The following is a 12,381-nucleotide window of genomic DNA, read 5'->3' as shown; positions in this document are numbered from 1 at the left end:
ATGACTTATGCCGACGTGCTGACCAACGCCGCCGTGCTCGATCCGCATGCCTGGTCCGACGCGAACGTATGGACCGTGGCTCTCGACACCACCGAGGCCAGGCGCCGCAGCCGCAGCAGAGGCGGTGGCGGCTTCTCCATCGGTGGTCTGCTGTTGTGCGTCGGGGTGGTTGCCGTCGTCATCGGCCTGATCGTCTGGCTGAGCAAGCGAGGCAAGAACCAGTCCCAGCAACAGCAGCACCAGCAGTATCCGCAGGCGCAACAGTATCCGCAGCCCTATCCTCCACAGCAGGGTCTTCCAGGGCAGCCGCAGTACCCTGCCCCGCCGCAATATCAGCAGCCTTACCAGCCGCAGCAGCAACCGCAGTATCAGCAGTACCCGCAACAGCAGCAGTATCCTCCGCAGCAGCAGTACCAACCGCCGCAGCATTGAGTCCCGCCGTGCCGGCCACTCAGAAATTCGTGGCGGTCACCCGGGTGTAAACCGTGGGGAACCCGGGGCGCGCCGCGCCGACGCCCCAAGACGTGAGACCGGCGAGCCGCCCGTCGACGAGAAGCGGTCCGCCGCTGTCGTACTGGGCGGTGTCGGCGGCCGGAGTGCCCGCGCAGAGCATGGTGTGCGGGTCGAAGGCCGGACCATAGGCGGCGGCGCACTCGCCGTCGGTGGCCAGTGGGACGTTCGCGGCGCGCAACCGGGTGTTGGCTTCGTCGGTTTCCGAGGTCGCGCCCCAGCCCAGGATCGTTCCGGTGCCCGAAGCGGCGGCCGCGACGGGGATCGTGGGACCGGGCTGCGGCTCGTCCAGAACGAGGATCGCCATATCGTTCTGATAGGCGGTCGTCACGTCGAGTACGGTCGCCCGGAAATCCGGATGGATGCGAATGTCCTTGACGTGCACCGTATTTCCCTCGCGCCCGCGCAGGTCGTCGCGGCCGAAGGTGGCGGTGAGCGTCTGCGCCAGCGGCTGCGCGAGGGCCACGCAGTGTGCCGTGGTGATCACCTGATCCGGCGCGATGAGCGCGCCGCCGCAGAACTGGCCGGAAGCGCGGGTGAGGAACAACGGCGTGCCGATGGCCGCCAGCCACGGATACTCCGCGGTCGTCGCGTCGGCGCCGCCCACGATCGCCGACGCCGGGGCGTGCAGCGTCAGCCCGAGCAGAACAGCGAGGGCGGCCGTGCGGCGACGACGGGAAAAGCGCATGTCACACCGCCCGAGACATCGGTCAGCGACTTCCGCGCGCGGAGGCGTGCACGGCGACCAGACGCGCGGCGCGGATCGCGTCCCACAGCGGCCGCAGCAGCGATTCCTGCGCGCCGATCGCGCTGGCGGAGGTGGGTGCGGACGCGGGCTCTCGCTGCGCCACCGTGAGGATGGCCGCGACATGATCGGCGGTGTCCAGGATGCGCCTGGCCCGCAGCGGGATCGACTCGGGATAGTCGTGCCGCGAGTAGTCGGCGAGCTCGGCTTCGATGAGCTCGCGCGGATCGGAATCGATCGTGCCGAGCGAGGTCGTGTGCAGTTTCATCAACGCGTCGGCGGCGTCGCGGACCGCTTCGCGCATCGCGTATTCGGCCTCGCCGAGCGACATGTCGGGCCCGGGCTCCGCCGGGATGGGCGTGCTGTAGACGGTCCACTGCAGGGTGTCGTCGTCGGTCCACCGGGGGATGAGTCCGGTGCCGTCGGCGCCCGGCACGCCGATCAGGATGCCCTCCTCCGCCTCGATCGCGTCGGCGGCGAACGCCGTGCCCGCGGGAACTCCACGCACGTCTCCGGGGACGGGGAGCACCAACCGCAACTGTGCCCCCGGCTGGGCCATCGTCTCGCGAATCACCTTGAGCAACGCCATGACTCCGCTGCCCGGCAGGTTACCGTGCGCGGACCAGGGTAGGTCGGTGCGTCCGCCGGTGAGCGGGTCGCCCGCCGCGATCGTGTGCTTCGGCGCCCATGCGTGCAAGGCGGCCAAAACGTCGTCGGGCGCACTGCGGCCGGCCAGCCAGGAGCTCGCCCACACCGTCAGCGTCGCACTTGGAGAGCACATAATTATCGAGCATAAGGGGTGGGCGCTACCGGTGGGCATCCATGCGCAAGGGCATTGGTGAGCAGCGCGGAAACCGCGGGCGCCGCGCCGTCGGCGAGGAGCGGGTCCGCGCGGATACCGCCCGGCGGCTAACCGTGCCTGCCGCGCTGGTCCGGCTCGGTGACGAAATCGATGAGGCGCTCGACCGCGCCGATGAGCGGAGCCTCCAGATCGCGGAAGGAGGTCACCGCGCCGTACACCCGCCGCCAGCCGTCCTGCGGGGTGCCCCAGCCCAGACGGGCGCAGACGCCGGTCTTCCAGTCCTCGTCCCGGGGCACCTGCGGCCACCGGGCGATGCCGAGGGTATCCGGGCGCACCGCCTGCCAGACGTCGACGAACGGGTGACCGGTCACCAGGACGTGCGGGCCGAGGCCGGTGGTCAGCTGGGTTTCCTTCGATCCGGTCACCAGGTGGTCGACCAGGACGCCGACCCGCCTGCCCGGGCCCGGCTCGAACTCCGTGAGGCGCGCGGCCAGGTTGTCCAGACCTTCCAATTGCTCCACGACCACCCCCTCGACGCGCAGATCGTGGCCCCACACCCGCTCGACGAGCGCGGCGTCGTGGACGCCCTCCACCCAGATCCGGCTGCCGCGGGCGACCCGGGCGCGCAAGCCCTCGACCCGGGTGGACCCGGAGGCGGAGCGGGTGGGCGCCTTCGGCGGGGCGGCCGCCGGCCGCACCAGCGTCACCGGCTCGCCGTCGATGAGGAACGCGGCCTCGCGCAGTGCGAACAGGCGCACCGCGCCGCGGGCGTCCTCCAGTTTCACGAACTCGCCGTCGTAGCTGCGATCGAATCCGACCACCGCGCCGCAGAATCCGGTCGCGGCGTCTTCGACGACCAGGTCGCGTTCCGCGGTGACCGTGGGCACCGCCCTTTTCTTCGATCGAGGATGTCCGGAGAAGATGTCGCCATACCTGTCACGCCCGCTCACCTGCCTGAAGCTAGCACCGCCGCTATGGCTTTCGCCGCACCCGGGTGACCGCGCGTCCGCTCGCGGAATTCCTCCGGAGTACTCGCCGAGGTCGCGCCCGATATCATGATCGGCGCACTACAGTGGTCGTGTGGCCGCAATTTTTTGGCTGGTCGCGGGCGTTCTGCTCGCGGCGGCGGAGATGCTCACCGGCGATTTCACGCTGCTGATGCTCGGTGTCGCCGCGCTGGGCACCGCGGGCGTCAGCGCGGCGGCGGACACCTCGCTGGTGGTGGACGCCATCGTCTTCGCAGTGGTCTCGGCGGTGCTGTTCCTCGGCGTGCGCCCGATCATCCGGCGTCGCTTCGGAACTCCGCCGCCGACGCCGACGAACGTGGACGCCCTGCCGGGGAAGACCGCCCTGGTGCTCGAACGGGTCGCGGAGCACTCCGGTCAGGTGAAGCTGGGCGGGGAGGTCTGGACCGCGCGGCCGATGGATACGAGCGAAGTCTATGAACCGGGTACGACCGTGTATGTCATGAAGATCGACGGCGCTACCGCCGTCGTCTGGAAGGGGCCTTGATGGCTGTACTGATCGTTGCCGCCGTCCTCGTCTTGCTGGTCGTGGTGGTGGTCTTCAAGTCGATCGCGCTGGTGCCGCAGGCCGAGGCGGCGGTGATCGAGCGGCTGGGCCGGTATTCGCGGACCGTGTCCGGCCAGCTGACATTCCTGGTGCCGTTCGCCGACCGGGTCCGCGCCAAGGTGGATCTGCGGGAGCGGGTGGTGTCGTTCCCGCCGCAGCCGGTGATCACCGAGGACAACCTGACCCTGCACATCGACACCGTGGTCTATTTCCAGGTGACCAGCCCGCAGGCGGCGGTGTACGAGATCAGCAACTACATCGCCGCCGTCGAGCAGCTGACGGTCACCACGCTGCGCAACGTGGTCGGCGGCATGACGCTCGAGCAGACCCTGACCTCCCGCGACGCGATCAACGGCCAGCTGCGCGGCGTGCTGGACGAGGCGACCGGGCGCTGGGGTCTGCGCGTCGCGCGGGTCGAGCTGAAGAGCATCGATCCGCCTCCCTCGATCCAGGAATCGATGGAGAAGCAGATGAAGGCCGACCGCGAGAAGCGCGCCATGATCCTCACCGCCGAGGGCCAGCGCGAATCGCAGATCAAGACGGCCGAGGGCTCGAAACAGGCGCAGATCCTGTCCGCCGAGGGCGCCAAGCAGTCGGCGATCCTGGCCGCCGAAGGTGAACGGCAGAGCCGCATCCTGCGGGCGCAGGGTGAGCGCGCCGCCGCCTACTTGCAGGCGCAAGGCCAGGCCAAGGCCATCGAAAAGGTCTTCGCCGCCATCAAATCCGGCAAACCGACGCCGGAACTGCTTGCCTATCAATACATGCAGACGCTGCCCATGGTCGCGCGCGGTGACGCCAACAAGGTGTGGTTGGTGCCCAGCGACTTCGGCAAAGCACTCGAAGGGTTCGCCAAGAGCTTCGGCACGCAGGGCGAGGACGGCGTGTTCCGGTACGAGCCGCCCGCCTCCGACGGCGCGGAAGTCAAGCCGGAGGACGACTCCGACGTCGCGGACTGGTTCGATACCGCGCCCGACCCGACCATCGAGCGCGCCGTGCGGGCCGCCGAGGCGACGGCGCGGACTCCGGTCGAGGGGCTGACTCCGACACCGCCTCCGCAGAACTTCGAACCGTCGCCGCACCAGCCGGTCATTCCTCCGCACGAGGCTTTCCCGGCCCAGCAGCCGCCGCCACAGGAGCCGCCGCAGCAACCTCCGGCCCAGCGCCCGGACGACCCGCACGGCCGTCCTTGGCAGCCGCCGGAGAATTTCTCGAAATAGGCACACATCCCAGCCGCCCCGGACTCGCCCGAGTCCGGGGCGGTCGTGTCGGCGCCGCTGAATCGCTCAGCCGGGCAGTCCGGCGGCGCGGATCGCCGGGAGCATGACATCGGCGACGCCACGCATGCCCTGCGGGGTGAGGTGGTAGGGAATGAGTGTCTCGGTGGCGACCACGGGGTCGATCCAACGGACGCCGACCGGCGCGCACGCATCGCGGCCCGTCGAGGCGGCGCGGGTGTCGACGTAGGTGGCGCCGTGCGCGGTGGCTACCCGGGCCACCACGGTGTTGAGACGGTCGAAGGCGGCTTGGATGGGCGCGGCGTCGGACGGGCGCAGACCGACCAGCTCCGGGCAGCCGCCGTCGCGCACATAGGTCGGCCAGCCGTCGACCACGATCGTCGCCCGCGGCGCCAGGGACGAGATCTGTTGCAGGGCGGTCGCATAGGACGTCGCGATCGCCTCGATGTCGGCGTCCCAGCCCGGTCCGGCGCACCCGCCGATACCGGAGAGGCCGTAGACATGACAGGCGACGATGTGCTCGGCCATCAAGGCGTCGTTGGCGCCGATGTGTACTGTGACCAACCTGGTGGCCGGGCCGAGGGCGTCGAACTGGGGTGGGATGCCCGGCCCCTGCGCGGCGGTGAGATCCGGGATGCGCGCGGAGTTGCAGGTGCGGTCGTCGATCCGCAGACCCAGGTCCGCGGCGATCAGTTTCGGGGTGTTCGCGGTCGAGCGGAGACATCGAGGTGGGGAGGTGACGTCGTAGTTCCGCACGCCGGTGGTGGCCGCCCCGGAATCACCCAGCGCGACGTATTCGGCCCCGGCTCCGGGGGCGGCCTCGGCGGGGGCGGTGGCGCCCAAGGCGATCAGGCAGGCGATGACCGCCGCGGCCCGCGCAGGGTTCGTCATGTCGGGTCCTTTGTCCGTCGCATGGTCGGCGCGCTCACTGGACACCTACGTCTCGCTGTGCCGAACGCTACTCGGCGAGCCGAGCCCGTGGGCGCGATCGGGTGGCAGACTTCCAGCTATGACGACATCTGGATGGGCCGACGTGGACCGCTATCTGGTGGAGACACTGGTGGCGGACCCCGATTCCGACGCGGCGCTGGACGCGAACAAGGCGGCCGGCCTACCTCCGATCGACGTGTCACCGCCGCAGGGGAAGTTCCTGCACCTGCTGGCCAGGACGGTCGCGGCGCGGCGCGTGCTGGAGATCGGCACGCTCGGCGGGTACAGCACGATCTGGCTCGCCCGGGCAGTCGGCCCCAAGGGGCGGGTGATCACGCTGGAGTTCTCCGCCCAGCACGCCGACGTGGCGCGGGCGAACCTGGAGCGAGCCGGTGTCGGCGACCGGGTGGAGATCCGGGTCGGCGCCGCGCTGGACAGCTTGCCCGTGCTGGCGGAGGAGGACCCGGACCCGTTCGACTTGGTGTTCATCGACGCGGACAAGGTGAACAACTCGAACTACGTGCTGTGGGCGCTGCGGCTGACCCGGCCCGGCTCGGTGATCATCGTCGACAATGTGGTCCGCGGCGGCAGGATCGCCGAGGAGCATTCCGAGGACCCCAACGCACAGGCAAGCCGCGAGCTGGTCGAGTTGCTCGCCGCCGAACCGAGCCTGGATGCGACCGTGGTCCAGACCGTCGGCGGCAAGGGCTGGGACGGTTTCGCTTATGCCGTGGTGAACGGCGACGGCGTCGAGTGAACGGACGCTAGGGTTCCAGCACCACTTTTCCGGTCGTTCCGCGCGTCTCCAGCGCGCGGTGGGCGGCGGCCGCGTCGGCGAGCGCGAAGCGATGCACGGCCGGACGCAACCGGCCCGCGGCCGCCTCGGCCATCGCGCGCTCCTCCAGGACGCGCAGATCGCCGCCGGCTCGCGCCAGCATCGGCGGGCCGATCACCATCTCCGATGTGATCCCGCGTGCGGCCAGATCGTCGGCGGAAAGCCGCACCGGACCGTCGTCCGCCGACTTGCCGGACCAGCCGTAGACCAGATGCCGCCCACCGGGGGCGAGCAGATCGATACCGGTGCGGGCGACGGCGCCGCCCACCGAGTCGAACAGCACGTGCACCCCGCGATCGCCGACGAGTGCACGCACCCGGTCGGGCCAGTCCGGCAACAGGTAGTCCACCGCGAGGTCGGCGCCGTTGCGGCGCACGGGATCCAGTTTCGCGGGGCCACCGGCGGCGCCGATCACCGTGGCTCCGGCGTTCTTCGCGTACTGCACGAGCAAGGTTCCGATACCGCCCGCCGCGGCCGTCACCAGGACAACGCTGCCGGGCTCCAGATCGGCGAACTGAAGGATGCCCATGGTCGTGCGCCCGGTGCCGATCATCGCCACCGCCTCCGCGGCGTCCAGGTCGGCGGGTATCTCGTGCAGCCGGGCGGCGTCGGTCACGGCCAGCTCGGCGTAACCGCCGGGCGCCGCGCCGAGATGGGCGACCACGCGCGCGCCGAGCAGACCAGCGGACACGCCATCGCCCACCCGGTCCACCGTGCCCGCGACTTCGCGTCCGGGAACGGTGGGCAGCTCGGGCAACGGAAACGGCCCCGGTTCGCCTCTGCGCAGCACGGTGTCGATCAGATGCACACCGGCGGCCGCGACCGCGATGCGCACCTGCCCGGGGCCGGGCACGGGATCGGGAACGGTTTCGTAGCGCAGGTTCTCGGCCGGGCCGAAGGCATGAAGGCGAATGGCGTGCACGGTGACTCCTGTTCGTGAGCGGTCGCCGGCCAGCCTGCAACATCAAGTCAGCTCGAGGTCAATTCGTCGCGTCGCGCGGCTCTGACCTCGAATCCGTCGCACAGCGCGGTGAGCCCGTCGTAGAGCAGTTCCTCCTGGGTCAGGTCGCGCACGCCGCTGCCCGCGAGATCCGTCAGGGCGGTGGGGACCGGTCCCTGGGCCGTGCCGTTCAGCAGTGTCCGCAGCGCGTTGTCCCCGCCGGGATCCATGCCCTTGCGCGCCATCAGCTCGGCGCTGATCTCCGGCAGGGTCGCGCCGGAGATGTAATTCCACACGGTGAAGGACATACCGGTCGCCTCGCGGGTGGACACGCCGAGTTCCAGGAAGCCGTCCACCAGCCACGCCAGGCAGGCCAGGCTCTGCGGTCCGAAGCTGTAGCGCGGAGTGGCGAAGGTGAGCAGTACCCACGGGTGCTGCCGGTAGAGGGCCCAGTCGACCTCGGCGGCGATGCGTACCCGGTCGCGCCAGGTCCACCGCTGTCCTTCGGGGGAGGGATAGGGATTGCGCCGGGCCACTTCGTCGGTCATCAGCGCGAGCAGTTCGTCCTTGTTCGCGACGTGGCGATACAGCGACATGGCGCCCACCCCGAGCCGATCGGCGATGCGCCGCATGGACAGTGCGTCCAAGCCCTCGGCGTCGGCGAGCTCGATCGCGGTGTCGACAATGGCGGCGCGGTGCAGCATGCGTACACTGTACCCGGAGTCGTGCGTACGACGTACGCGTCAGTGAGAGGATGTCGGGTGATGACAGAGGTGCAGCCGGTGCGAACCACGCCGTCCACCACGGGTTCGCGCCGCGCCTGGCTGGGCCTCGCGGTCCTGTTGCTGCCGGTGCTGCTGGTGTCGATGGACATCTCGGTGCTGTTCCTCGCGCTGCCGACGCTGACCCTGGATCTCGACCCGTCGGCGGACCAGCAGTTGTGGATCCTGGATATCTACGGCTTCTTGATCGCGGGCCTGCTGATCACCATGGGCAACCTCGGCGACCGGATCGGGCGGCGCAACATCTTGCTGGCGGGCGCGGCGGTCTTCGGCATCGCGTCGGTGATCGCCGGGTTCGCCCCCAGCGCAGGCGTGCTGATCGCGGCGCGGGCGCTGATGGGCATCGGCGGCGCGACGCTGCTGCCGTCCAGCCTGGCGCTGATCTCCAGCCTGTTCCCGGACGCCAGGGAGCGAGCCGCCGCGATCGGTGTCTGGACGGCGTTCTTCGCCGGTGGCTCGGCTGTGGGGCCGGTCATCGGGGGCATCCTGCTGCATCACTTCTGGTGGGGTTCGGTGTTCCTCATCAATATCCCGGTGCTGCTGGTCCTGCTCGCGTTCGGTCCGCTCGTGCTGCCGGAGCACCGAGCGGGGGCGCGGGGGCCGCTGGACCTGCCGAGCGTCGCCCTGTCGATCGGCGGCATCCTGCCGGTGGTGTACGGCATCAAGCACGCCGCCACCGAAGGCATCGATGCGCAGGCGATCGTCGTCGCGCTGATCGGCGCGGTGATCCTGACCGTCTTCGTGCGCAGGCAGCGGCAACTCGACGAACCCCTGCTGGACCTGCGGTTGTTCGCCCGCCCGCAATTCTCGGTCGCCATCGGCGCCAGCCTGACGGGCATGATGTCACTGGCCGGTCTGAGCTACCTGACCAGCATCTATCTGCAGTCGGTGACCGGGCGCACGCCGCTGGCGGCGGCCTTGCTCGGCATTCCGATGGCGATCGCGGTGTTCGTCTGCTCGGTGGGCGGCGCCCGGGTCGGGCATCGCTTCGGCGCGCGCGCCACCTTCGTGTTCGCCCTGCTCGCCTCCGCGGTGGGCAATCTGATGCTGCTCGGCGTCGGCGCGCACGACGGACTCTGGTGGTATCTGACCGGATCCGCGATCGCCGGAGTCGGCTACGGTCTGGCGTTCACACTGGTGTCCGAGGTCGCGGTGTCCTCGGTGCCGCCGGAGCGGGCCGGGTCGGCGGTCGGCATCTCGGAGACCAGCTTCGAACTGGGCAACGCGCTGGGCTTGGCGCTGCTCGGTTCGCTCGCCGCGCTGATCTTCCGGTCCGGGGGCGACTACGCGGAGACCCTCGGCGAGACCATCCAGCACGCCGGCGGCGACGCGGCGCTGATCGACGCGGCCCGGGGGTCCTTCGTCGACGGCATGCACGTCGCGGTGGCCGTCGGCGCGGCGGCGCTCACCGCGATGGCGCTGATCGCGCGTTTCGCTTCGCCACGCCCGCGCTGAGCCGGGATCAGCGGCCGAACACCGTCGCCACGACCTCGGCTGCCCAGCGGTTCATCGGCCGGATGATCGCGCCGTGTGCCCAGCGGACCGGGCGCACCACCAGCGCATGCCAGACGACCGCCAGGGCGGCGAACACCGGGCGCAGTACGTAGCGGTACACCGCCCGGCACGGCGCCACCACGAGGACGCCCACGACGAGGGTGGCCACACGCCACCCGTATCGTGCGGTCGTGCGCAGCACGCTCCACAGCGGGCGCAGCACCCAGCGCCACAGTTGCGTCAGCGGCCAGACGATCAACCACTCGACGGTGCGATGGCACACCCATGCGATGGCATAGACGACCGGGTAGACCACCCAGCGCAGCAGCCAAGCCCCCACGGGGCGAATGATCCTGCGCCACAGGAAGATTTCCACCGCCCGCCGCAGCGGTCGCAACAGGTACTCGAGCAGGAAGGACAGGAGCGGCGTGAGCACCAAACCCCACAGCAGATGCTGGATCACCCAGCCCCACAAGAAGTCCTTCGCGACGATCCAGGCCGGCCGCAGCACCCAGTGCCAGACCAGTTCGGCCGCCGGAACCACCAGGTACCGCACGACATACCCGAGCGCCGCTCCGGTGACGCGGCCCAGCAGGACAATGCCTTCCCACAACAGGCGGATCGGGACCAGCACGACGATCGCGATGCCGCGCGCGATCCATTGTGCGATCGAAACCTGTGCATCCGGCGTCGACACCGTGTTCCCCCTCGGCTGACCACCTGGGCAAGGCCCGGGCGAAGAATCCGTGCGATCCCACATTCGATCACACGAGTGGCGCTGTGCGCGTGAGTAGAAATGCTCGAGCCGCGCACCGGCGCATCGCCGCCTACCTCACCCGCCAGGACCTGCCGCGGCTCGTACGGGACATGTCGCGCGCGGACCGATCGCGCGAAGCCCGGGTGGGCGCCCCGAACAACGCCTACAGTCGAATTCGTGAACCGAGCCCGGCCTCCGAGCAACGGTCGTCCGGTCGCCGAACGGGTGGCGACGCGACTGCTGTATCCCACGTCGCGTCCGCCGGACGAGGCGTTGCGCGCCGCGGTTGGCGGCAAGATCGTGCTGGTCACCGGTTCGTCGCACGGGATAGGCAAGGCCAGCGCGCGCAAGCTGGCGGCGGCGGGCGCGACCGTGCTGCTCGTGGCCCGCTCCGGCGGCGAACTCGAGCAGGTGGCCGCGGAGATCACCGCCGCGGGCGGCATCGCGCACACCTACCCCACCGATCTCACGGACATGGACGCCGTCGAACGGCTCGGCCGCCTGCTCCTCGACGAACACGGCCATCTCGACATGGTGATCAACAACGCCGGCAAATCGATCCGCCGCCCGATCGACGAGTCCTATGACCGTTTCCACGATTTCACGCGCACCATCGAGGTGAACTACCTGGGTCCGGTGCGCCTGCTGCTCACACTGCTGCCCGCGATGCGCGCGCGGCGACAGGGCCACATCGTCAACGTGTCGACCTGGGGTGTGCGCATGCCACCCGCGCCGCGCTGGGCCGCCTACGGTGCCTCCAAATCCGCCTTCGACGTCTGGTTGCGCAGCGTGGCGGCGGAGGTGGCCGCCGACGGCGTCACCACCACCTCGATCTATCTGCCGCTCGTGCACACGAGGATGAGCGCGCCCACGGACTTCAGCCGCGTCCCCGGGCTCACCGTGGCCGAGGCCGCCGACCTCGTCTGCCACGCGGTGACCGCGAAGCCGCGCGAGATCGCCCCGTGGTGGTCGGGCCCGGTGCAGGCGTGGACCGATCTGACCCGGGGCCGCGCCCAGCGATTCATGGAGCGCGCTTTCCGTCGCTGACCTGGAATGCCAGGAAACTCTGGGCGTGCGGTCGGCGCACCGGGACATAGGATCGACTAATGCGTGCACCCGCTGCGACCGATCCGGCTGCGTCCGGCTTGACGACGCTGCTCGCGCTCGCCGACTCGCGGCTGCCCATCGGCGGGCACGTGCACTCCGGCGGTGTGGAGGAAGCCGTCGCCTCCGGCGTGCTCCGCGACGTCGCGACGGTGGAACTGTACCTGCGCCGCCGGATCCGGACGTCGGGGCTGGTGGCCGCATCGCTCGCCGCGGCGGTATGCGCGGGCGAGCTGGATCCGGCGCGGGCGGAGACAGAAGCCGACGCGCGCACGCCCGCCCCCGCGGCACGAACCGCGTCCCGGGCCCAAGGCCGCGGCCTGGCGCGGCTGGCGAAACAGCTGTGGCCCCGGCACGATTGGTCGTCACTGGGGACGACACCGCATCTGTCCACGGTCTTCGGGATGGTCGGCGCGGCCGCCGCGGTGCCGCCCCGGGAGATCGCGGGCGTGGTCGTCTACACGACGCTCACCGGGGCCGCCACCGCGGCACAGCGCTTGCTGGCCCTGGATCCCGCCGCGATCGCCGCGTGCACCATCCGCCTGGCCGGCCTGTGCGACCGCGTCGCCGCCGAGGCCGCGACCGGTCTGGCCGCGATGTCCGATCCGCTGCAGGACGTGCTCGCCGAGCGCCATCGGCAGCGGGACATGCCCCTGTTCGCGAGTTGAAGCCCCG

The 12,381-nt window shown here is 70.4% G+C and carries 14 protein-coding genes; 7 read left to right on the top strand and 7 right to left on the bottom strand.

The window, feature by feature from the left end; all coding sequences use genetic code 11:
* Complete coding sequence (locus tag ABZ552_RS20030; RefSeq protein ID WP_281917964.1) at positions 1-432, top strand: hypothetical protein; 432 nt, start codon at positions 1-3, stop codon at positions 430-432.
* 19 nt (positions 433-451) lie between these two features.
* Here the strand turns inward: ABZ552_RS20030 and ABZ552_RS20025 are convergent, their stop codons facing one another.
* The 3 genes from ABZ552_RS20025 to ABZ552_RS20015 form a co-directional block, all read right to left on the bottom strand.
* Entirely contained in the window at positions 452-1,198 is a 747-nt protein-coding gene (locus tag ABZ552_RS20025; RefSeq protein ID WP_281879194.1) for a serine protease, read from the bottom strand.
* A gap of 22 nt (positions 1,199-1,220) precedes the next feature.
* The gene (locus ABZ552_RS20020) at positions 1,221-2,036 is read right to left on the bottom strand and encodes a hypothetical protein (protein ID WP_357438937.1); all 816 of its coding nucleotides are present in this window, start codon (positions 2,034-2,036) and stop codon (positions 1,221-1,223) included.
* 128 nt (positions 2,037-2,164) lie between these two features.
* Entirely contained in the window at positions 2,165-3,007 is an 843-nt protein-coding gene (locus ABZ552_RS20015; RefSeq protein WP_281879197.1) for a DUF3097 domain-containing protein, read from the bottom strand.
* 130 nt (positions 3,008-3,137) lie between these two features.
* Between ABZ552_RS20015 and ABZ552_RS20010 the strand changes: the two genes are divergently transcribed.
* On the top strand, positions 3,138-3,569 hold the full coding sequence (locus ABZ552_RS20010; RefSeq protein WP_281879198.1) for an NfeD family protein: 432 nt from the start codon (positions 3,138-3,140) through the stop codon (positions 3,567-3,569).
* The gene (locus ABZ552_RS20005; protein ID WP_281879199.1) at positions 3,569-4,846 is read left to right on the top strand and encodes an SPFH domain-containing protein; all 1,278 of its coding nucleotides are present in this window, start codon (positions 3,569-3,571) and stop codon (positions 4,844-4,846) included. The genes ABZ552_RS20010 and ABZ552_RS20005 overlap by 1 nt, the downstream gene beginning before the upstream one ends.
* 66 nt (positions 4,847-4,912) lie before the next feature.
* Here the strand turns inward: ABZ552_RS20005 and ABZ552_RS20000 are convergent, their stop codons facing one another.
* Complete coding sequence (locus tag ABZ552_RS20000) at positions 4,913-5,755, bottom strand: SGNH/GDSL hydrolase family protein (protein ID WP_357438933.1); 843 nt, start codon at positions 5,753-5,755, stop codon at positions 4,913-4,915.
* Positions 5,756-5,873: 118 nt separating this feature from the next.
* Between ABZ552_RS20000 and ABZ552_RS19995 the strand changes: the two genes are divergently transcribed.
* Positions 5,874-6,551, top strand: a complete 678-nt coding sequence (locus tag ABZ552_RS19995; RefSeq protein WP_281879203.1) for an O-methyltransferase — start codon at positions 5,874-5,876, stop codon at positions 6,549-6,551.
* A gap of 7 nt (positions 6,552-6,558) precedes the next feature.
* On the opposite strand, the gene ABZ552_RS19990 is transcribed toward ABZ552_RS19995, so the two are convergent.
* Together ABZ552_RS19990 and ABZ552_RS19985 are read right to left on the bottom strand one after the other, a co-directional pair.
* Entirely contained in the window at positions 6,559-7,551 is a 993-nt protein-coding gene (locus ABZ552_RS19990; protein WP_357438930.1) for a zinc-binding dehydrogenase, read from the bottom strand.
* A 47-nt stretch (positions 7,552-7,598) separates the two neighbouring features.
* Positions 7,599-8,273, bottom strand: coding sequence for a helix-turn-helix domain-containing protein (locus ABZ552_RS19985; protein WP_281879206.1), 675 nt, complete (start codon positions 8,271-8,273; stop codon positions 7,599-7,601).
* Between the two features lie 60 nt (positions 8,274-8,333).
* On the opposite strand from ABZ552_RS19985, the gene ABZ552_RS19980 reads away from it, so the two are divergent.
* Complete coding sequence (locus ABZ552_RS19980) at positions 8,334-9,806, top strand: MFS transporter (protein WP_281879208.1); 1,473 nt, start codon at positions 8,334-8,336, stop codon at positions 9,804-9,806.
* A 7-nt stretch (positions 9,807-9,813) separates the two neighbouring features.
* Here ABZ552_RS19980 and ABZ552_RS19975 read toward each other — a convergent pair whose 3' ends face one another.
* A complete protein-coding gene (locus tag ABZ552_RS19975) occupies positions 9,814-10,542 on the bottom strand; it encodes a hypothetical protein (RefSeq protein WP_357438927.1) in 729 nt (242 codons plus the stop codon).
* Positions 10,543-10,779: 237 nt separating this feature from the next.
* On the opposite strand from ABZ552_RS19975, the gene ABZ552_RS19970 reads away from it, so the two are divergent.
* A complete protein-coding gene (locus ABZ552_RS19970) occupies positions 10,780-11,649 on the top strand; it encodes an SDR family NAD(P)-dependent oxidoreductase (RefSeq protein WP_357438924.1) in 870 nt (289 codons plus the stop codon).
* Between the two features lie 59 nt (positions 11,650-11,708).
* Positions 11,709-12,374: an urease accessory UreF family protein gene (locus ABZ552_RS19965; protein WP_281879211.1), complete on the top strand. Its 666-nt coding sequence runs from the start codon at positions 11,709-11,711 to the stop codon at positions 12,372-12,374.
* Positions 12,375-12,381: the final 7 nt, after the last annotated feature.

Source organism: Nocardia sp. NPDC019219 (assembly GCF_040632645.1).
Taxonomy (GTDB): domain Bacteria; phylum Actinomycetota; class Actinomycetes; order Mycobacteriales; family Mycobacteriaceae; genus Nocardia; species Nocardia sputorum.
The sequence above is the reverse complement of the archived record's forward strand: the minus strand, read 5'-3'. Positions and strand labels throughout refer to the sequence as shown.